This window comes from Geobacillus subterraneus (genome assembly GCF_001618685.1).
GTDB classification, from domain to species: Bacteria; Bacillota; Bacilli; order Bacillales; family Anoxybacillaceae; genus Geobacillus; species Geobacillus subterraneus.
In genome coordinates, this window is sequence record NZ_CP014342.1 from 1,904,911 (window position 1) to 1,925,945 (window position 21,035).

20 protein-coding genes and 1 pseudogene are annotated in these 21,035 nt (G+C 53.5%); 8 read left to right on the forward strand and 13 right to left on the reverse strand.

Features of this window, described 5'->3' with window-relative positions; genetic code table 11:
• Positions 1–2: 2 nt before the first annotated feature.
• A complete protein-coding gene (locus tag GS3922_RS09360) occupies positions 3–197 on the reverse strand; it encodes a YozQ family protein (RefSeq protein ID WP_063166131.1) in 195 nt (64 codons plus the stop codon).
• 149 nt (positions 198–346) lie between these two features.
• Between GS3922_RS09360 and GS3922_RS18345 the strand changes: the two genes are divergently transcribed.
• Positions 347–475 carry a hypothetical protein gene (locus tag GS3922_RS18345; protein WP_255396856.1) on the forward strand — a complete coding sequence of 43 codons (129 nt, stop codon included), beginning with the start codon at positions 347–349 and terminating at the stop codon, positions 473–475.
• 15 nt (positions 476–490) lie between these two features.
• A complete protein-coding gene (locus GS3922_RS09365; protein ID WP_063166132.1) occupies positions 491–1,003 on the forward strand; it encodes a YndM family protein in 513 nt (170 codons plus the stop codon).
• A gap of 226 nt (positions 1,004–1,229) precedes the next feature.
• On the opposite strand, the gene GS3922_RS09370 is transcribed toward GS3922_RS09365, so the two are convergent.
• Positions 1,230–2,420 (reverse strand): toxic anion resistance protein, encoded by a 1,191-nt coding sequence (locus GS3922_RS09370; protein ID WP_409071360.1) that lies wholly within the window; start codon positions 2,418–2,420, stop codon positions 1,230–1,232.
• Positions 2,421–2,422: 2 nt separating this feature from the next.
• On the reverse strand, positions 2,423–3,067 hold the full coding sequence (locus GS3922_RS09375; RefSeq protein WP_063166134.1) for a 5-bromo-4-chloroindolyl phosphate hydrolysis family protein: 645 nt from the start codon (positions 3,065–3,067) through the stop codon (positions 2,423–2,425).
• A gap of 161 nt (positions 3,068–3,228) precedes the next feature.
• Here GS3922_RS09375 and GS3922_RS18350 point away from each other — a divergent pair, with 161 nt between their 5' ends.
• Together GS3922_RS18350 and GS3922_RS18500 are read left to right on the forward strand one after the other, a co-directional pair.
• Positions 3,229–3,357, forward strand: a complete 129-nt coding sequence (locus tag GS3922_RS18350; protein ID WP_255396855.1) for a hypothetical protein — start codon at positions 3,229–3,231, stop codon at positions 3,355–3,357.
• A 6-nt stretch (positions 3,358–3,363) separates the two neighbouring features.
• Positions 3,364–3,577: pseudogene (locus GS3922_RS18500) on the forward strand (SIMPL domain-containing protein); the annotation flags it as partial.
• Here GS3922_RS18500 and GS3922_RS09380 read toward each other — a convergent pair.
• From GS3922_RS09380 to GS3922_RS09415, 8 genes are all read right to left on the reverse strand, one after another.
• Positions 3,567–4,301, reverse strand: a complete 735-nt coding sequence (locus GS3922_RS09380; RefSeq protein ID WP_063166135.1) for a zinc ribbon domain-containing protein — start codon at positions 4,299–4,301, stop codon at positions 3,567–3,569. The pseudogene GS3922_RS18500 and the gene GS3922_RS09380 overlap by 11 nt on opposite strands.
• 137 nt (positions 4,302–4,438) lie before the next feature.
• Positions 4,439–5,704, reverse strand: coding sequence for an MDR family MFS transporter (locus GS3922_RS09385; RefSeq protein WP_063166136.1), 1,266 nt, complete (start codon positions 5,702–5,704; stop codon positions 4,439–4,441).
• Between the two features lie 141 nt (positions 5,705–5,845).
• On the reverse strand, positions 5,846–6,586 hold the full coding sequence (locus GS3922_RS09390) for a CAP domain-containing protein (RefSeq protein ID WP_063166137.1): 741 nt from the start codon (positions 6,584–6,586) through the stop codon (positions 5,846–5,848).
• A 464-nt stretch (positions 6,587–7,050) separates the two neighbouring features.
• Complete coding sequence (gene mngB / locus GS3922_RS09395; protein WP_063166138.1) at positions 7,051–9,690, reverse strand: mannosylglycerate hydrolase; 2,640 nt, start codon at positions 9,688–9,690, stop codon at positions 7,051–7,053.
• A 19-nt stretch (positions 9,691–9,709) separates the two neighbouring features.
• Positions 9,710–11,605: a PTS 2-O-a-mannosyl-D-glycerate transporter subunit IIABC gene (gene mngA, locus GS3922_RS09400; RefSeq protein WP_033011134.1), complete on the reverse strand. Its 1,896-nt coding sequence runs from the start codon at positions 11,603–11,605 to the stop codon at positions 9,710–9,712.
• 121 nt (positions 11,606–11,726) lie between these two features.
• Positions 11,727–12,464, reverse strand: coding sequence for a MurR/RpiR family transcriptional regulator (locus GS3922_RS09405; protein ID WP_033011117.1), 738 nt, complete (start codon positions 12,462–12,464; stop codon positions 11,727–11,729).
• Positions 12,465–12,547: 83 nt separating this feature from the next.
• On the reverse strand, positions 12,548–13,297 hold the full coding sequence (locus GS3922_RS09410) for an SIS domain-containing protein (RefSeq protein ID WP_063166139.1): 750 nt from the start codon (positions 13,295–13,297) through the stop codon (positions 12,548–12,550).
• Positions 13,298–13,412: 115 nt separating this feature from the next.
• Entirely contained in the window at positions 13,413–14,849 is a 1,437-nt protein-coding gene (locus GS3922_RS09415) for an NAD-dependent malic enzyme (protein ID WP_063166140.1), read from the reverse strand.
• Between the two features lie 251 nt (positions 14,850–15,100).
• Between GS3922_RS09415 and GS3922_RS09420 the strand changes: the two genes are divergently transcribed.
• Positions 15,101–15,994, forward strand: a complete 894-nt coding sequence (locus GS3922_RS09420) for a DMT family transporter (protein WP_063166141.1) — start codon at positions 15,101–15,103, stop codon at positions 15,992–15,994.
• Positions 15,995–16,169: 175 nt separating this feature from the next.
• Here GS3922_RS09420 and GS3922_RS09425 read toward each other — a convergent pair whose 3' ends face one another.
• Positions 16,170–16,721 (reverse strand): DJ-1/PfpI family protein, encoded by a 552-nt coding sequence (locus tag GS3922_RS09425; RefSeq protein ID WP_063166142.1) that lies wholly within the window; start codon positions 16,719–16,721, stop codon positions 16,170–16,172.
• Between the two features lie 146 nt (positions 16,722–16,867).
• Here GS3922_RS09425 and GS3922_RS09430 point away from each other — a divergent pair, with 146 nt between their 5' ends.
• The 3 genes from GS3922_RS09430 to GS3922_RS09440 all read left to right on the forward strand — a co-directional run bounded on the left by GS3922_RS09430 (position 16,868) and on the right by GS3922_RS09440 (position 18,826).
• Positions 16,868–17,596: an NAD-dependent deacylase gene (locus GS3922_RS09430; protein WP_063166143.1), complete on the forward strand. Its 729-nt coding sequence runs from the start codon at positions 16,868–16,870 to the stop codon at positions 17,594–17,596.
• Positions 17,593–18,465, forward strand: a complete 873-nt coding sequence (locus GS3922_RS09435; protein WP_063166144.1) for a fructosamine kinase family protein — start codon at positions 17,593–17,595, stop codon at positions 18,463–18,465. The genes GS3922_RS09430 and GS3922_RS09435 overlap by 4 nt, the downstream gene beginning before the upstream one ends.
• A 91-nt stretch (positions 18,466–18,556) precedes the next feature.
• Positions 18,557–18,826 (forward strand): L,D-transpeptidase family protein, encoded by a 270-nt coding sequence (locus GS3922_RS09440; protein ID WP_225995658.1) that lies wholly within the window; start codon positions 18,557–18,559, stop codon positions 18,824–18,826.
• Between the two features lie 39 nt (positions 18,827–18,865).
• On the opposite strand, the gene GS3922_RS09445 is transcribed toward GS3922_RS09440, so the two are convergent.
• Positions 18,866–20,959 (reverse strand): GDYXXLXY domain-containing protein, encoded by a 2,094-nt coding sequence (locus GS3922_RS09445; protein WP_089134999.1) that lies wholly within the window; start codon positions 20,957–20,959, stop codon positions 18,866–18,868.
• Positions 20,960–21,035 lie beyond the last annotated feature (76 nt).

Genomic DNA, 21,035 nt, shown 5'->3' on the forward strand with positions numbered 1-21,035 from the left:
CTTTACTCGGGTTGGGAGAGAGGAATGTCCGGCCCGTTTTCCCGGTCAACTGCCGCCTCAACCGTCCCTTCCATGTAGGCATCACTTACTTGTTCATGCGTTTCAGCCAACGCCGCGCCAAGAAACGAGGCCGATCCATAATCGGACGGGTCATACTGGCGTCCGGCGATCTCGAGCGATTGTTTGTTTTCCGTCATCGTTATTCCTCCTTCATTCATGCCGTTCATTATATTAATGTGAAACAGGTGCGGAAAATAAAAAGAGGAAGTTTATGGGTTGTGCGTGCATACATTGCATCCAATGCGGCAAACTAACGATAAACGACGGAAAGAGAGGATGATGGCCAATGAGACAGCCAAAACCAAACGACAGCCTTGAACAACAACGGAAAAAACAACAGCCGGAAAAAGAGATGGAAAAGCAGCCGGGATACGGGGATAAAAAACTAGAGGGCCCGAACTACCCGGCGGAATAAAGGCGGCAGGGCAAGATGAGACATTTGCTTGCGTTGGCGCTCAAATATTTGCTTACGGCGACCGTCATGTTCGCCATTTTGCCGCTGTTTTTGCGCATTTCGTCGGCGGAACTGCTATGGTTCAGCCTTTGGCTGACGCTTGTCGCCTATGCGCTCGGCGACTTGTACGTTTTGCCGCGCCTCGGCAACGTTTCGGCGACGATCGCCGATTTTGGCCTCGTATTTGTCGCCACATGGATTGGCATCGGCGCGTTTTATGACATCGCCGGCGGCGCCATTTTAAGCGCAGCGTTTTTCTCCGCCTTGCTCGCTGCGTTCGGGGAGTTGCTGTTTCACGCTTACGTGCTGCGCTTTGTCATCGGCCAACACGGAGAGGAAGACGTGCCACTTGTCGGCCGCCAATGGCAAACGGAGGCGGCGGAAGAGTTTGACGTCCGTGCCGCCGACCCTGACGATCGGGAAGGCGAACAGGTGAAACAAGAAGGCGACCGACGGGAACAAGAACCGCCCCATCCCCCTATTTTGTAAGCAGCGAACAGACGCCAAATAACCAACGCTCATCAGCGATGGCCGAACGCCGGCCGGTCTGTTCGCTTCTCCGCCAATCGGAACGTTATAACAGCAAAAAACGGGTGTCTTCTCGCCTGCGAGACACCCGTTTTATTATGGTGATATTCACCCTAATCGCTTGTTTCCGCACTCAACGGGCCGCCCTCTGCCCGTTCGGCCAATGGCAAAAACCATAGCGTCTTTTTTATTGTTCCGGCTGCTTCAGCGAGAGCAGCGTCTGCTTTAGTTCCGCCTCCATCGCCGCCAGCTCGCGTTCGGCCTGTTGCCGTTTCAAGCGGCCCTCGGCTTGAATTTTTAACGTTTCTTCGAGCGTAGCGATCAAGTTTTCTTGCGTCCGCTTCAGCGTCTCCATGTCGATGAGGCCGCGCTCATTTTCCTTCGCAATTTCAATACTGTTCGTTTTTAACATTTCCGAGTTGCGCAGCAACAGTTCGTTTGTCGTTTCGGCAACCCGCTTTTGCGCCTCAGCCGCCTTTTGCTGGCGGAAGAGCGTCAAGGCGATCACGACTTGATTTTTCCAAAGCGGAATCGCATTTAAAATCGATGACTGGATGCGCTCAATAAGCGTTTCGTTCATATGCTGGATCATGCGGATTTGCGGCGCTGTTTGGATCGTCACTTGCCGGCTGAGCTTTAAATCGTGCACCCGCTTCTCAAGCCGGTCAGCGAACTGCCGCAAGTCCTGAACGTCCTGCCATGCCATTTGGTCACCGGAGCGCTCAGCGGCCGCCTGCTTTTCGGGGATCGTTTTCGTCCGCAGTTCCTCAAGCTTATATTCGGCCGCCGCAATATAAATATTGAGCGCCTCAAAATAGTCTTTATTTTTCTCATAAAGCGTCTCGAGCATCATCACATCGCGAAGCAGTCCATGCCGATGTTTCTCAAGCTGGTCGGCGATTTTGTCAATTTCGACGCCGATTTTTTGGTATTTGGCGACGATCCCTTGCAACGGTTTGGCCACCGTGCCAAACAGGCGGGACAGCCATCCTTTTTTTGCCGGCATGAGGTCATCCGGGTTGACTTCTTTAATTTTCGCCATCAGCTCGCTGATCACTTCACCGACCGGGCCGGCATCTTTCGTTTGTACATGATGCAAAATCGTATGGGAAAACTTCGACAGTTCCGCTTGTGCCGCCACACCGTATTGTAAAATGGCCTGCTGGTTGGCCGGATCGATTTGTTTGGCAAGCGCTAAGGCTTTTTCCCGGTGTTCCGGCTTTAACGTCTCAAGCACGCTGGCCGGCTGAGCCGCCGCTTCGGTCCGCGGCGCAGCCGGTGCGGAAAACGGCTGGGCCAACAGCTCATCAAGCGTGCTTGTCCGTTTCTGTTCGCGAAACCAATCGGCTCGTTCCATCTCACGATTCCGTTCGTCCATGGTCATTCCCCTTTCTTTGCCGACAGCAAATGAAGACGATCCGGCTGTTGGAGCGATTGCTCAAGCACTTTCGCTTCCGTCTGAAGCGACCAAACGTCACTGGATAACACTTCGAGCAGCTGCCGCTCCGCCGTTTCGGTCAGCTCGCCGAGCAGCCGTTCCGTCTTCCGCAGCGCCTCGGCCATGTCGGCGCTTTGCACCGGCTGTTGCGACAAGTATACATATTTTTCAACCATCTCCACTGCCGTCGGCCACTCGTTTAAGAAAAACGGCTGGGCGAGGCGGAGCTGATGCGGCTTTTGCTCAACCGCACGAATGATCCGGTCGACGACCGCACTCAACCGGGAAACGGTTTGCCACATGGCCACCGAACGAAGCCGGTAGCGGGCGCGGCGCAGCCGTTTCCATAACGCGCGTGCCTCGCAAAGCTGGCTGCGGACGTATGCCTGCTCCTCGGCCGGCACGTCAGCTGCCAAGCGGCGATGCCGCCTTTTCATCACAGCGGACACTCCCCACATCGCTCCCATTCCTGATAAGAGCGAGGGCAAAACGCGAAAATCGGCGGCAATAAATACCGTAACTGCAACGATGATCCCAGCGTTCCATGAAACAAACCAGCGCCATATCGTGCGAAGCAGTTGCTTCATTGTCCATCCCTTTCTTCATCTTTTCTTCCATTATAACACGTCCATTCCATGATACGTACAAGCTCCTTGGGAAGTTTCATTGCCGCCCGGATCCGCACGTATAGGACAATAGCTGTTTCGAATAGGCTATACTAAACGCGGCAAACAAAAGGAGGAGGACTATGAAGGGGATCGATTGGCAGCTTTTGTCGTTTGTCACCGTCTCATTGTTAAAAGAATACTGGTGCTATATCGGCCTGCCACGCGTCTATTACTGGCGGGCAGCCGATGACGATCAAAAAGCCGCCTAGCGGCCAAATGCAAAAGAAAAAGCGCTGGCCATCGCCCGCGCTCTTAGCTTGCCGCTTCACGACATACCGGTTAGGCTGAAGGAACGGACAACAAGCCCGCCGGCGCCATACGGGCCGGCCGTTCTTGGCGCTTCCTCATCAGCGCCGCCTTGGGCAGACGCACGTTGTCGTCATTACCGCTACCGTCGAAGCGGTATTTGCCTATTCACTCATTTCGTGATATCAATTTCACGAACGCGGGCGCCGCCGAACAACTCGACGCGGACCGTCTTCTTTTTGCCCTGCGGATCAACAGCGGTCACTGTGTACACACCGGGCAAATACGGGCCGATTTTTTTGATGAATGGATCTTTTGTCGCCCCTCCCTTCACTTCCCTTCCATTGACGACAAGCGTTGCCTCGGGATCGTCAAGGCGGACGTGGACGAAATATAGAGCCGGCTCAAACACATATCGGTTTTCAAACACATGAATGGTGAACACCGGCGGATGGGACGTCAAGCCTTTAATATACACATGCCCGCCCTCGCGCTGGCGGGCGAACTCCTTATCAAGCGTTTCATACGCCTCCGGATGCTGGTCGAAATAGGCAAACAAAGGCGTCAGCGTTTGGCCATTGATCGGCGCCGTTTCATCCGCCACCCGCAGCAACGCCTGCAAAGCGGCGGCATCGCGATCTTCGATGGCCTCTTTTAACCGCATAATGGCGATCTCACGGCCCGCCGTCGTTTTTAACGCCCCGTATCCGCTCCAAATCAGCGCACCTGCTCCCCAGAAGACAGCGATAGCGAAAAGCAGCCAGCCGATGAAGCGGTATTGTTTTTTTCTCTTTTCCCGGGACAAAACGCGTGCTTGCTGGCGCCTGCCGTAGCGCGCCAACACCGCAGCGCCGTCTTGTCCGCCACCCCCCTCGATCGCATCCCGTTCAGGCGTGTGTGGTTTCATGATCGCTTCCCCTCTCCTTCTCTCTATCTAGTTCCACTTTATGTCAGAGACAGGGAATATATGTTACACGAACAACGACGCGCTTTCTATTATAATAATAAACAAAAAAAAACGGGTAGCGGTTTGCACCGCCCCCGTCACCTAGAAAGGGAAACATCCGATCGCTGCGCCCGCTGCCCGGCTTGCCGGAACATCCACGCATACAGCCCCGCGCTGGCCAATGCGAGCATGCTGAGAGCCACAAATGTCCATGTATAGCCGATCCAAGTCACCGCCGCAAGCGACAACGGCGCCAGCATCCGGCCGATCGTAAAGCGAAGGCTCGCCGCGGCAAAATATTGGCCGCGCATGTCCTCAGGCGCCAGCTTCGACACAAACGACTGCTGCAAGCCGGCCGTCATCAGCTCGGCCAACGTAAACAGCGCCATCACCGCCATCAGCTCGACAATCGATGTTGCATGGCTAAACAGCCACATCGTGACGCCGTATAACATCGACGAACCGATAAACGCCCACCGCTCATCGTAGCGCGCCATATAGCGCGCCACCATCACCGTGCCGAGTACGACAAGCAGCCCGTTTTCCGCAATGAGCAAACCAAACGCATTAGCCCCGTCAACTGTAAAGCCGCCCCATAATGTTTCCTCTTCGATCGTTTCTTTTGTATACACAGGAATTAACAAATCAAGCTGCATGAACGTTTGTGCCACCAACACCCCGGCAGCGATAAACAAGAAAAAGGTGCGATCGCGCACAATGACAGTGTATTGCCTTAGTTGTTCGCGCCAAAACTGCGGCCATGACTCCACTTTCTGTTCGCCCGCCGCCAATGGGGCCGTTTCACGCAGCTGCCTCGCCAACAGTGTCGCCATCGCGAAACATGAGCAGGCCGCGGCAAAAAGCAACGCAAACTGGTGATCCGCATAAAATACCCCGCCGATCGTCGGACCGATGACAACGGAGACGTTGACAGATGTGTAAAATACGGCAAACACATGACTCCGGTCTTTTTCCGGCACGACATCCGCCACCATCGCCTGGCTTGCCGGCCAGTAAAACGCCCCGCAAATGCCGGCAAACGTAAAACAAAGAAAGCCGACAAACGGTGACTGCCACCATGGGGAGCTGGCCAAAGCAAAAATGAAAAACGCCATCCCCTGTCCATAGGCGGACAGCACCATCATCCGCTTGCGCCCGAACAGATCGGCACAATAACCGCCTAGCAAATTAGCAACGACAGAAAATACTTGTGAAACGATCAATAACATGCTTGCATTTTCTTTGCCAAACGAGTCGGCAAAATAAATGGCCATAAACGGAAAAAACATCCAAAAGGTAGTATTCATCAGCGCTTCGCCAAACAAGCGCACTTTCAAATTGCGGTCCCAGTCACGTATTCGCATCCGCGCATCCTCCATAGTCGACAGACTCATTTCAGCCTGCTGAACATTATAGCATAGTTTTCTATTTTTTGTTAGAGAACTATTTCAGCAAAAAAAATCCTGTCCATCAGACCGGTGGACAGGATGGGGAGGACGCCGCTCTTACTTGCGGATAAATTGTTGCGTCCAAATATAGCCGTTTTCTTCAAAACCAACGCCGATATGCGTAAAGTTTTTGTTCAAAATGTTCGCCCGGTGGCCTTCACTGTTCATCCACGCATTGACGACTTCTTGCGGGGTGCGTTGGCCTTTGGCGATGTTTTCCCCGGCGGCTGTGTACGAAATGCCGAATTTTTTCATCATCTCAAACGGGGAGCCGTACGTCGGGCTGTTGTGCGAGAAGTAGTTGTGGACCGCCATATCGCGTGATTTTTCGCGGGCGACTTTGCTGAGGGCTAAGTCGACTTGAAGCGGCGGCAAACCGTATTTTGCCCGCTCTTTGTTCGTCAGCTCAACGACTTGCTGCTCATAGGCGTTTAAGCCGGTTGTTTTTTGTGTTGCAGCCTTTGGCGCCGTTGCTGGCGTTTTTGCCGGCGCTTGCGTATTAGCTTGCGGTTTTGCCGCCGGCTGTTTGACCGTTGCCGGCGCCTGCGGTTTCGCCGTTGCCGGCTGCTTTACAGCCGGTTGCTGTGCTGCCGGTTTAGCCGGTTGGAACGACACAAACGGGAAGTATTGTTTCAACCATTTCTCTAAATCTTGAACGTTTGTGCTTGCATATTTTACTTGATACACGTTCGCCGTCGGGCATGTCGTCCCTGCCGCTTCCGTTTTTGTTGTTGCCGCAAACGAAGCGCCGATGAGCGCAACCGAAGCGGCGATCGTCGCTACCATTTTTTTCTTCATCGGAATTCCTCCTTGTTTTCTATTTTCAAAATTAGTTTCTATTTTCAAAGTTTCAAAGGCCGTTGCGTCCGTCAGTGATGCCTGCATTGTTCGGCGAGGACCGTTTGGACGTCCTCTCGCCTGCATCCCCATTATAACATGGGGTTTTTGTAATATTTTTGGTCCAAAATGGAAAATGGGGTGTATTGGCAGCCCCGGTAAAAAAGACGCTTGTTTTCATTGCCAAATCAACACCGATTATTGACGGCTGCAATGATTGGAAGACGCATCCTTTCACTAACGATGATTCCTTTTTTTCCTCTACTCCTCTAACCATCTATATTTTTCTTGCAAAAAGGGAGTTGACAGCCTCCGATTTCGGCCATTTCGTTTAACAATTGTTACAGCTGTGTTACAAAACAGAGAGAAACTCAACGTTTTGTTATAAAAAAAGAAGCTGCGGCATTTAGCCCCAGCTTTTACGTCTATTCGTCCTTTTGCTCTTGATCGACAACAAGTACCGTTTTCACTTCGTTCGGCTTCACTTGTACAGTAAATTGCTGCTTTGCATCCATCACTAGCGGCGCAAGTGGGGTTTCGTTTAAGTTTGTGCGCCATATCGCCGATAACGGCCCGTGCCATTGGAATGACGCCTCCGTCTTCTGCGGCGTCGGGTTAAAGAAGCGGACAATGACGCCGCGGTGGTCTTCGCTCCGCTTCACCGCGCTTAGCACGACCTCGCCTTCCTGTTGGGAAAACAGGCTATATTCATACGGCACCGAGAACGCCACCGGATTCATCTTCATGGCATCGTACGGCAGTTTGTTGTACGTATACAGCGGCGTTAAAAACTGTTTCGCCCGCTTGGCGACATTTGCTTCTTCCGTCGTTCCGCGATGCGTCGTCAACGCGAAGTGCAGCTCGCTCACACCGAGCATTTGCGAGTCCGGCGTTGCCATTTTAATGCCGGACGGACGGCCCGGGCGACGCACGAGCTCCTCTTTGCCCAGATAGCCGACGCTGCGTAAAAGCGTCACCGCGATCGTATCGCGCTGTTCCCCGACAATCTCGTACTCTCTCGTGCTGTTCGTCAGCACGGCGATGCCGCCCGTTTCATCCGACAGTCCGACATACGTGAGCATCGGGTAGATCGCATCCGGACGTTCATCCCATCCTTCTTGTTCCCACACGTCGATCGCCGGGTCGACGACCGGCCGCCGAATGACACCGAACTGGTTGTCAGCGACCGAATGGGTAGAGGTGATGCCGGTTGGTACGTATAGGCGGACGCGGTGGTCTTTCGCTTCGTTATTGATGCGCACCCGGACATCGATGAGCGGTTGGTCCATCGGAACGGTCAACCGAATGGCGACATCAAGAAAACGATCATTCCGTTTCGCTTTCCGGCTGTCAAGATCGGCCGGCACCGGCAGCCGGTAAGTGATATCGGCATAAGCGAAATAGCTGTTTTGCCGGAGCGAATACGTCGCCTTCACGCCCTTATTATCAATCGGCTCATCGCCCGGCAGCGGGGAAAAGTCATATTCGTCTCCATCATCACCGACATCTTCAAGCAAGAGCACATCGCGGAACGTTCGCTGCAGCTGTTTGTCATATATGTTAATTGTCCCATTCTCATTGACGGTGATCGTATAAAACGGCGTATCCACTTGCTCAACAGCCGTTGGCGCTTGTTTGTTCATCTGTTCCGCCTCTTGCACTAAATACGCTTTATACCCCATCGCCGGAATGCGGTCGCGGAAATGGATCGTATAGCGGACGAACGGATCGTAGTTGCCGTAATGGACGATTTGCCGGTCAATCAGGCCCGGGTCGACGATCGTTTCATCCACCACTTCAAACTCCACCGGTTCCCCGCGTTCATCGACGAGACGGAATGCTTTCCACTTCGTCGTAATTTCCGCTTCGATCGGCTCGTTCCGTTCGTACGGAAGCGTATTGTACACAACCAGCTTGTCGACCGACCGATCCGACGGCATCGCATCGGCCATTTTGCGCATATAAAATGTGATGAGCCGGTCGGCCCGCTCTTCCGCTAGCGCAAAGCGCCCCAAAATGTCGCGGTGAACAAGATCTGAACAGCAGCAGCCGATGCTGTCGTGCGCATGGTTTTTCATCATCTCTTTCCAAATGAGCTCCATCAGCCGGTGCTCATACGGAAACCCAAGCGTCGAGGCGATGGCGGCCAGCGGCTCAAGCACGTTCGTCACTTTGTTTTCGATGCGGGCGTTCGCCGCTTTAATGTCCATGCGCGTCGAGTAAATGCTGCGGTGAACGCGCATATATTTGCCGTCCAAAAACTCGCCGCGGATGACCGGAAGCTGTTCCTCTTTTTCCAGCTGTTCAAACACATGTTCATAGCGGCTTAAGAAAAAGGTCCGTTCCGGATAGAGCGTTTGCAGCTTGTCGATCACCTCAAAAATATTTTTTTGAATCGGCATTTGGTCATGACCGTTCGGAATGAGAATGTGATCGGTCGTCGCCCCGCGGTCCAAAACAGCAAAGTATTTGTCCATCCGCTCTTTCAGCTTTGCTTCATCAGTCGGAAGATATTTGCCGATCGCATAGCCGAGCGGGAACAGCTGCACAAGCACTTTCGAGCCGTCATCGCTCACCCAGTAAAACTCGGTTTTGTCTGTGCCATGCCGTTCCGACACGCCGCGCCAAAAAATGGCCCGCTTGATGCCAAAGCCGTTTAAAATTTGCGGCATCTGCGCCGATTGCCCGAACGAGTCAGGGAGATAGCCGATTTGCATCGGCTCCCCGAACTCTTGGCAATCTTTCAGCCCATAGAGCAAGTTGCGGACAATCGACTCCCCGCCGACGACCATTTCGTCCGTTTGCGTATACCACGGGCCGATGATCAGCTTTCCTTCTTGGACAAGGCGGCGGATGCGCTCTTTTTGCTCCGGCTTGACGGCCAAATAATCTTCCAACACGACCGTCTGCCCGTCAAGAACAAAGTATGGGTAATCACGATTCGTTTCCAACATCTCCAATATTTCTTCCATATCGTTCACTAACAAAATGCGCGATTCTTCCGCGGAAAAATACCATTCGCGGTCCCAATGCACATGAGGAACGATGTGAACGTATCGCTTCAATATTTTCACCTCATTTGTCTTATCGTTGTTGCGCCTTTAGCTTTTGCACGCGTGTAGCGACTAACAGCACCGTCGAAATCAACGCCCCGATCAGCGCGGCGCCAAGCCAGATGACTCCCGCTTTCCATAACGGTGCGCCTTGCAGGACAAACAGCGAGAAAATGCCGGCTCCCGGAACGTTCAGCCCGATTTGCGACGCTGTGACGATCGCCCCGGTGACCGCCGACCCGATGCAAAGCGACGGAATGACGCGCAGCGGGTCGTTAATCATAAACGGAATCGCTCCCTCGGTAATGCCGGCTAAGCCAAGAATCCATGTCGACTTGCCGACTTCGCGCTCGTATTCTTCAAAATACCGTTTGAACAACAGCGTCGCGGCGGTGACGGAAAACGCCGACACCATTTTCACCGAGGCGAATGCCGCATACGGAATGAAGTTGCCGCTTGCCATCGCCCCAATGCAGAACGTATATGCCGCTTTATTGACCGGCCCTCCTAAATCAAACGACACCATGACGCCTAAAATCGCACCGAGCACAATGGCGTTGCGGCCCGACAAGTTGTTCAGCCACTCAAGCAGCGCATTGTTCAGCCCGGCGACCGGCTTGCCGAACACAAACAGCATCAGCGCTCCGACGACGAGCGAACCGATGACCGGGTACAGCCAAAAGCTGATAAATCCGGAGAACGCGCCTTTTGGCGGAAGCTGCTTTTTCAACCACTTCATAAAGTAGCCGGCCAAAAAGCCGCCGAGCATGCCGCCTAAAAAGCCGCCGTTGATCATCGTCGCGGCAATCCCCGCGGCAAACCCCGGACCGAGCGCTGGCTTGTCGGCGATCGCATACGCCATGTACGCCGACAGCACCGGAATCATGAGCGTGCCAAGCATATTGCCGCCCAGTTTGCGCAGCATCCAAAGCCACGAGTTTTCCGTATCGTATACTTGTTGAAGCCCAAACGCCTGGGCGATAAGCACCGCACACGCCAAAATCATCCCGCCGGCGACGATAATCGGAATAATATGAGAAATGCCGGTCAAAATGGCGTTTTTCACTTCCGTTTGCCATGAAACGCGCTCAGGCATTGTCTCCTTTGTCGGCTCATATTCCCGCTTTCCTTCCTTTTCGGCCTTCTCAAGCGCTTTCAAAAGAACGCCTTTCGCATCTTTCAGCGGCGCCGCAACTGTCGTTCGGTACACCGGCAAATGGGCAAACCGTTCTTCGTTTTTCACCGCCACGTCTGCAGCAAAAATCGCCGCTTCCGCTTTTCGCAGCCGCTCCTCGGTATGGCGGTCTTCGATGCCGTTTGCCCCTTGCTTTTCGACGAATACGGCAACCCCGATCTCCCGTCCGGCTTGCTCTAACGCTTCAGCCGCCATATACGTATGGGCGATGCCAGCCGGGCAGGCCGTGACGGCGACAATCGTTTTTCCTGCTGGCGCTGCAACGGCCTCCGCCTTTTCCCCGTCAAGGGCGCGATACAGCTCTTCCGCCGTGCGGCATTGCTGCAACCGCTTACGATAGTCAGCGCGCGCCAGCCGTTTAGCAAGTTCGGCAAGCAAATCCAAGTGCGTCGATCCGGCTTCCTGTTCCGGAATCGCTAATAAAAAAACAAGCTCCACTTCATTGGACGGATCGATGCTCTCCCAATCGCGAATCGGCCGAGCCAGCTTCGCCACCGCAAAGGCCGCCGATTTTACCGCTTTCGACTTCCCGTGCGGAATGGCTAGCCCCGCTTCAAGCCCCGTCGGAGAGAGCGCTTCCCGCTCCATCACCGCTTGATAAAACGATTCAGCCGAATACAAATTCCCCTCCTCGTCCAACTTGCGGACAAGATGGCGGATAACTTCCTCTTTCGTGGACAACGACAATCCTACATCGATCAGCCGAACGTTCGTCAGCTGTTTCAGCTCCATTTCTCCCATCCTCTCTTTCCATGCCGTTTGTCGACTTCATTATAAAAGAAAAAAAGCAAGAAGACCGAAATCTTCTTACTTTTTCACCATCCTCGCGCCATGATTCGTTTCGTGTGTGTATTTATACACATCCGCCGTACTTTTGCCAATACCGTTCACTCAACGCCCGCAGCACGAGATAAAGGGATGTGCGGTCGGTGACATCATACTTGTTTAAAAACTGCTTGGGCGCCCAGCAATACAAGCGGAAATCGGCAAGATCGGCGAGCGAATTGGGAGAAAAATGCGTCAAGCTGATGACAAACGCCCCGTTTTGCTTCGCGGCCGCAACCGCCTCAAGCACTTGCTTCGTTTCCCCAGATACGCTAATGACAAAGACGACATCCTTTTCCCCGCAGCGGTCCGCATTATACAACATATCGTGGCGCTGGACAAAAAAGTCGGCCGGCTTGCCGACGCAACGCAAATGTTTCGCCATCATCTCGCAAAAATAGGCGGAATCGCCGATGCCGTAAAAAAAGACGTGTTTCGCCTCATGCAGCTTGCGAACAGCATCTTCGATGAGCTGCTCGTCGATCAGCTCTTTCGTTTTTTCGATGGCCGTTTTTCCGTCCGCCTTTATCGCCGCCTCGGCCCGCCGCTCGAGCGCCAACGCCGCCTTCAGTTCCGCAAACCCCTTATACCCTAATTTTTTGGCGAACCGGACGATCGTGTTCGGCACTGTATAAAGCGCTTCCGCCATTTTTTGAATCGGAATGTCGGCGATCTCGTCGCGGTGTTCCATAATGTAATCGACAATTTGGTCATCTGTATCGTTCAGCTTATCGGCATACAGCCTCACCCGTTCATCAAAACGCATCGGTCTCCATCCCCCACCGTCTTCTCGTTTGCTACTATTTTAGCAAGAACCGATGGCGGTTGGCTACAGCGCCTGTTTCCGATCTATGGCTGATGCCCCTCGACCAACAACGGAATGCGTGCTTTATATTTCTCAATCCATCGGCGGTTATGTTCGTCCGCCCCCTCGATGTTGCCGCTTAAAAAGACTGGCGGTTCTACTCCATTTTCTGCCACAAGAGCAATCGCCTCGGCGAAAACGGCGTTTAAAATCGCGCTGCCGATCACTGTGGAAGTAGGCGCAAATGGAACAGAAACGTTTGGGTGGGCTAAAATCGCATCACCTTTCACAGAGTGGTTGTCAATCACAAGATCGACGACCTCATACAGCAACCGGCCGCTCTTATGCCGCGAGGGCTGGCTTTTGGAATATTCCAAGGACGTTACCGCAATGATATAAGCGCCTTTCGCTTTCGCCGCCAGCGCCACATCAATCGGGACCGGATTGCGCCCTGATGTGGACAAAACGAAAAACACATCTTCAGGACGGATATCCTCATGATCTATAAAATTTTTTGCGAAATCATTCATTCTCTCCAACATGGACGAACGGACCGCCCCCTCATGAAGCATAAGGGGCTCAAAAAATATTGGTTTAATTGGCACAAGCCCTCCAGCACGGTAGAACACTTCTTCCGTTAAAATGTGGGAGTGGCCACATCCGAACAGTTGAATAATTCCACCTTTTTGAATGGCTTCACTTACTACATAAGCGGCTTTTTTTAGATTGCCCTTTTCATGTTTTAAAACGAGTTCTAAACGTTCGTTCACTTTTTGGAAATATTGATCGAGCACCGGCCGCCCCCCTTAAGCACTCGGCTTCTTATTTCTCGCAACAGATGCTCCTGCAGCCAAAAAAGGCTTCCCCTGCAAAGGAAGCCGTCCATTCGTTCGTGGTATTTTGGTTCTTTTACTGTCCCGTATACCCGCCAACTGGGATGTTGTCTTTCCGGGCAACGCCGGTGCGGTATGCCGCTTCGACGACCGCCTGACGGACGCGTTCCACGACTTTGCTGTTGAACACGCTCGGGATGATGTACGATTCGCTTAGCTCGTCTTCGGTGACGACCGAAGCAATCGCTTTAGCAGCAGCGAGCTTCATTTCCTCGTTAATTTCTCGCGCCCGGCAGTCGAGCGCCCCGCGGAAAATGCCCGGGAAGCAAAGGACGTTGTTGATTTGGTTCGGATAGTCGGAACGCCCGGTCGCCATGACGCGCACGTACGGTTCGGCCAGCTCCGGATCAATTTCCGGAATCGGGTTGGCCATCGCAAACACGATCGGATCGCGCGCCATTTTTTTCACATCTTCCACTTTTAAAATGCCCGGGGCAGACACCCCGATAAACACGTCGGCGCCGGCGATGACATCCGACAAGCTTCCTTTGAGATTATCGGGATTGGTGATTTGTGCATATTCTTGCCAATACGGATTTTCGTACGTTTCATCGCGATGGATGGCGCCAAGGCGGTCGACCCCGATAATGTTGCGCACGCCGGCGGCAAGCAAAATTTTCGTGCAGGCGATGCCGGCCGCGCCGATGCCGGTTAAGACAACCTTGATGTCCTCGAGCTTTTTGTCGACAATTTTCAACGCATTGAGCAGCCCGGCAAGCAAGACGACCGCCGTGCCGTGCTGGTCATCGTGAAACACCGGGATGTCGAGCTCTTCTTTCAGCCGCTGCTCAATTTCAAAGCAGCGCGGCGCGGAAATGTCTTCGAGGTTAATGCCGCCAAACGCCGGGGCGATCGCTTTCACAATTTGAATGATTTCTTCCGTGTCTTTCGTATCCAAACAAATCGGGAACGCGTCCACTCCGGCAAATTCCTTAAACAGCATCGCTTTCCCTTCCATGACCGGCATCGCCGCGTACGGGCCGATGTCGCCCAGCCCGAGCACGGCCGTGCCGTCCGAGACAACGGCGACCGTATTCCGTTTAATCGTCAGCGAATACGCCTTGCGCGGATCTTCAGCGATGGCCGTGCAAACGCGCGCTACACCCGGCGTGTATACCCGCGACAAGTCATCGCGCGTTTTCACCGGAATTTTCGAGTTCGTTTCAATTTTTCCCCCGATGTGCATTAAAAACGTGCGGTCGGAAACGTTCACAATTTTCACGCCGCGAATTTTTTTCAGCGCTTCGATGATCAAGTCACACTGCTTCGTGTCAAGCGCGCTGACGGTAATGTCGCGCACCGTATGGACTTTGCTTGAGGAAATGACGTCAATCCCGACAATGTCCCCGCCCGCTTTGCCAATGGCTGCGGCGATATCGCTAAATGAGACGATATCTTTTTCAAACTGGAGACGAATCGTAATGTTCATCGCTGCCCCGCCTGGTAATGCCATAACAATCGTCCTTCCTTTTCTCTATTTTTTATAAACAGTCCTACGGTACACATGTTATCTTATGAGTAAAAAAAAGACAACCCCATCTTGTTCGGGCAGGCCAAACGAGCGAAGGACGCCGGGAAGCGGCATGTTCCCTTAAATCACCGGCCCTCTAAGATGATAAAAGGAAAAAGAAAAAAGGAAGAGACGACGGGGAAGGCGAAATAAACGTAAAAGACAGGAAAAAACAAGACAGGAGCGAAAAAAAAATGAAAGAAAAACTATTTCTAGTCTTGGCCAACTTGTTTTGGGCAGGTAATTACGTGGTCGGCAAAGTGGTCATCGCGGAAACCGGTCCGTTTTGGCTGACTTTGATTCGTTGGTGCGCCGCCTTCATCATCCTAGTTCCTGTGTCCTATTGGCTTGAACGGCCGCACTACTGGGATGTTATGAAACAATATTGGCTGCCCCTCGTTGCGTCTGGGGCGCTCGGCATTATCGGCTATAACTTGCTTTTGTACGGCGCGCTTGTCTATACGTCATCGATGAACGCAGCGATCGTCAACTCCCTCAATCCGGCCATCATCGTCGTGTTGTCGTATATGTTGCTGCGGGAGCGGCTGTCAACCGTGAATATCATCGGGTTTCTATTGTCGCTCATTGGCGTGCTGTTTATTTTGACGGACGGGCATATAACACATATTTTCCAAACAACCTACAATCGCGGGGATTTGATGATGCTCGCAGCCGGCGTCGTCTGGGCGCTTTATTCGATTATCGGCAAAAAGCTCCCGGTTCCGCCGATCACGGCGACGGCATGTTCTGTCTTTTTCAGCTTGTTCATGCTATGGCCGTTCGCGATATTGTATCCATTTCCTGCTGATCAGTTGAGCGCCATCGGGTTCGCTGGGATTACCTATATTTGCTTGTTTCCGTCCGTTCTTTCCTTTTTGTTTTGGAACATCTCGGTGCAAAAAGTCGGCCCGAGCCATGCCGGTGTATATTTAAACTTGATTGCCGTATTTACCGCTGCGATCACGTTTTTGCTTGGCGGCACGCTGTCAGTGCCACAGCTTGCGGGCGGCGCTGTCGTCTTGCTCGGCGTCTATTTGGCGACGAAAGCGCCAAAAGCGAGACCGGAACAAGTGGACATCGCCGGGTGACGATCCGTTTGCTGCTTCCCTGCAGGCCGCCCGCCCGGCTTCTTTCTGCCGCATCGGCCGGCACCATTCTTCACCGTCAAAACAACTAGTGTCAGCCGCAAACGGTGCGGCAGCCGCTTTTTTTTGCATAAGGAAAAGCGGCCTTCCCGTTTGTCAGAAGACCGCTGCCTTTCCGCTATTGAAGCAGGCGGAGAAACTCGCGCATAAACGCCGGCAAATCCGGCCACGCATGGGCGGAGACGAGGTTGCCGTCAACGTGGACTGTATGGTCAGACACATACGTCGCTCCTAGCGCCTCAACCCCCGGCTTGCAGGCAATATACGCTGTCAAACTCCGTCCTTTCAGCAAATCCGGCATTGTTTCAAAAATGAGCGAGGCGTGGCAAATGGCGGCAATCGGTTTGTTCGCCTCAAAGAAATGGCGAACGATGCGCTGCACGTTCTCATCAAGGCGAATGTACTCCGGAGCGCGCCCGCCCGGAATGACTAACGCATCGTATTGCGTCGGGTCGATCTCGGCGAACGATGCATGGGCATCGATCAAATAGCCTTGTTTTTCCACATACGTATCCCAGTCGGCAAAATCATGGACAACGGTATGCAGTTTCTTTTTCTTCGGCGCGGCAATCGTTACGTCATGTCCTTCCTCCAACAAACGATAGTACGGATAATACACTTCAAGCGCCTCAACAGCGTCGCCGGTGATGATCAACACTTTTTTGCCCACGGTTCTAACCTCCTTGTCCGTTTTTTTCCTTCTCTTTTATCATAATGGAAATAGACGGAAAGGAAAAGCAAAATGATTGTCGAACATATATGAATGACCCATTGAACTGTGAAATGGGGAGAGAAAAAGGGAAAGGAGGAAAAACAGTGACCATTGCCTCCTGGCTCGCCCACTCGCGCCGGACGGTGGTGCTCACTGGCGCCGGCATGTCGACCGAAAGCGGACTGCCGGATTTCCGCTCGCCGCGCACCGGGCTGTGGGCGCGCTTCAATCCGAGCGAACTGGCCACCGTAGAGGCTTTATACCACCGCCGCGAGTCGTTTGTGGAGTTTTACCAATATCGCATCCGCACCTTGCAACAATGCCAGCTGCATGATGGACATCGCCTGCTGGCTGACTGGGAGCGGCGTGGAATGGTGCAGACAATGATAACCCAAAACGTCGATGGTTTTCACCAACAAGCCGGCAGCCGACGCGTCATCGAACTGCATGGCTCACTGCGCACCGTCCATTGCCAACAGTGCGGGCAGAAACAGCCGAGCCGCGTCTATTTGCGCGGTGTATTGGCGTGTGAATGCGGTGGTGTTTTACGCCCATCGGTCGTGCTGTTTGGCGAACCGCTGCCTGAAAGAGCCATCACCCAAGCATGGGAGGCGGCCCGCCAGGCGGACTTGTTCCTTGTGCTCGGCTCATCCTTGCAAGTATCGCCGGCGAATCAGCTGCCGCTTGTCGCCAAGCGAAATGGCGCCAAATTCGTCATCATTAATTGGGAGCCGACGGAACTCGATGATCTTGCTGATGCCGTCATCCATCAACGAAAAATTGGCGAAGTGCTGAAAGAACTTGATGAACAGCTGACGGGGGGAGCACAATGAACCGGGAAGCGATGCTGCAAGAGGCGCTTCGCTCGATCGGCGATGATTCACGAATCCGCCATTGGCGCCGAGTATCAGGCGGCGACATCAATGACGCCTACCGCGTCCAAAGCGGCAAGCAAACGTATTTCATCAAAATGCAACCCTTCCCACCAGCCGGCTTTTTCACCGCCGAACAGGCAGGATTGAACTTGATCAAGCAGGCGAAGGCGATCCGTGTTCCAAACGTCTTCGGCACGGGAGAGGCGGACGGATGCGGTTGGCTTGTCCTCGAGTGGATCGAAGGAACGGAAACGGCGCAGACGGCTGAACAGCTCGGGCACGATCTCGCCCGCCTCCATCAATGCCGCGGCCCGGCATTTGGACTCGATCGAGATACATATATTGGGACGCTGCCGCAGCGAAACGGCTGGTACGGCCGCTGGCTCGACTATTACCGCGATGCCCGCCTTGTGCCGCAAATGAGACGGGCAGTGGCAAACGGCCTCCTGCCCGCCGAGCGGCAACGGCGGCTTGAGCGGCTGCTCGAGCGGCTTGACCGCTGGATTCCAAACGATTGTTTTCCGTCGCTGTTGCACGGCGACTTATGGAGCGGCAACTGGCTCCCTGGCCCCGACGGCGTCCCGTATGTGATCGACCCGTCCGTTGTTTATGGCCATTACGAATTTGAAATCGCGTTTACCGAACTGTTTGGCAGTTTTCCGGCCCGATTTTATGCGAGCTATCAAGAGCTGATGCCGCTCTCAGCTGATTATCATGACCGAAAGCCGATTTACCAGCTGTTTTATTTACTTGTACACTTGAACCTGTTTGGCGAAGTGTATGGCGGCTCGGTCGACCGTGTGCTCGAGCGTTACGCGTGGGAGTAACCTCCCCCCGGCTCCTCGATCTTGACATCCGACGCACAGTTCTGTCGATTATTGGGTCGACGATCCGACATCCAAAGACTACAACCGCTGGATCTATTACCGCGGCAACCCGCATCGGCGCTGGAAATCGTTTGAACGCCTCACCCACCCGCTTTATAAATATGCCGTTGTCGTCCGCTACAACGACAACCCGATCGTGAAAGGGAAAGGAAGCGCCATCTTTCTGCACATCTGGCCGCGCCCTTCCGGTTATACGCTCGGCTGCATCGCGATGGCCGAAAAAGATCTCTTACTCGTCATCAAACGGCTTGACGCCAAAAAGAAGCCCGTCATTCTCATCAGCGAACAACGAAAACTATGAATCAGATGCAAAAAAACAAGCCCGCTGCCTCCTGCGGGCCTATTTTGTGCTAATCGCCTCAAGCAGCGCATCGCCATGTTGACTGACGCGCACATAAGCGAAACGGGCGTCTTCCTGCCGCTTTATTCCCGTTTTTTCCGGCACGAAATACGACTCAATCCCGTATACGACTTGCGTACCATAAAAAGTGCCGTTAATCAAAATATCCCCTTGTTGCCGCGTAAATCCGGGCCATTTTTCTCCATTCACGGCGTACACCCCAGCAAAGCGATGCACCCCATCCGGTCCCTTTCGCAGCGCAACTTTCACCTTGCCGCTTCCATCCAACGACCGAATCGTAGAAATGTCATAGCGAAGCTGAATATAGTCCCCTTGCAGCACCGAACGCGGATCCACCGGCTCAAGTTCCAACTTTACCACATCACCATACCGCAACAAGCGCTCCTTTTGCCATATCGTATACCCTACAAAAACAAATTGAACGGCGACAACAAGCAGAACAAAAAATGAAACGCCCCGGCGCCAGCGCACTCCTTCCGATAACGTGAGCCGATTCCGTTTTTCCAACCAGACGGCCCAAGCAAGCAGCATAACCCCAGCAGCCAGCAAACTGACCGATTTATGAAGCAAATTCCATGCGAGTTCATAATATTTCAGCACGAAATATAGCCCTAAATATCCCCAGGCAATCTTTCGCTCCCGGCGCCGCCGTTGAAATAAGAAAAACGCGAGAGCGGCCACCATAGCAAGATTGGCAGCTATATACATCCCGTCGGCGGCGAACACATCAACGCTTGTCGCAATCCCGAGCGCACCTAGCGCCAGTACGAGCGGGGTGAGAGCTGTCCTCCCGCTCCATCGGCCGTATGCGTACAAACCGCCGTTCAACGCAGCAAGCGCCAGCAGCACAAACCGTCCATCTTCAACAGCCGGATCGAGCGCCGCCGACAAGTAAAGCGTCAACGCCACCGTCGTCAGCCGGTGCACCCCGCGATCGGCGGAGCGGACCAGTCCGATCGCCAACACGGCCGCATAAAGAAACAGCACAGCCGCCGATAGTTCCCAGGCTACCGTTAACCCGAGCCCGTAACCGACTGCGAGCAGCGTATAGCGGACAACGGCGTTCCACCGCCGGCCAAGCCAGGCAGGAAGGACGAATCCGAAGACCGCGGCGAAAAAGAGCACGTACGGCGACCATGACTCTGCCCAAAGGAGATACAAGCCGAGCAAACTCGCCGTCGCCAATGCCGAGGCCGCAAGCGTAATCACCGCTTGAAACGCTGTCAAAGCCCATGTCCCAGTCCGCGTCCCCGCCGAAAACACCCCCGTCCGCCGCAGAAGCATGATCCCACCATACAGAATCACCCCTGCCGCTGCAAGCCCAATGAAAAGCATCCATGTTTCAAAATGATCAACAAGGAGACGAATATATTGAATCAACAAAAACAAGCCGGCAAATAAACTTGTCAGCAACGCATATGACCGTTGCTTTGTGACTGCGAAAAAGTAATATAGCAACCCGGCAAACAGCGCTGCATACACGTATGGCCACCAGACATCACGCTCATACGAAAAACCAGTTACACTGATCACGAGCAGCCAACCGTGCATGGCTGCGTAAGCGAGATGAGCTGCCCACGGGGAACGGCTGAGGCCAAAGATCGCACCGTTCACAGCCGCAAACAACAACAGCCGGCCAAACGACGCCCATTCCGCCCACTCGATATGGTAAGCGGAAGGAAAGTAATAAAACCAGCAGGTGAGTTGCAGCAGCACGACAGCGATGACCGAAAGCGCGGGATCTTTCGTCAGCCGCGCCAGCAACGCCGTCGGCACAAGCCAAACGAGAAACAGCCAATAGCTGTCAGCGTGGGAATTGTAAATTTGCCCAAGCAATGCCAAGGAGATGCCAAATGACAACACTCCGCCAATAAACAGCCATCGCCTTACAAAATGATGACGCCCTGCCAATGCTGCGGCGGTCCCATAAAACACCGCCATCACTCCGATGCTCGTTCCCGCTTTCGCTTCCCTCCCCATCTCCGGCCAATTGGCCGCAAAAAAGTAAACAATACCGGCAATCATGCATAAAAGCGCCAACATGTACCCCGTCTTCACAATACGGGTAACCACTCGCCTCTCCCCTTTGTATGTTCTTTTTTTATTCGTATGCAACAAAAGATGATCTAGAATGCCAGCAGAAAACGAT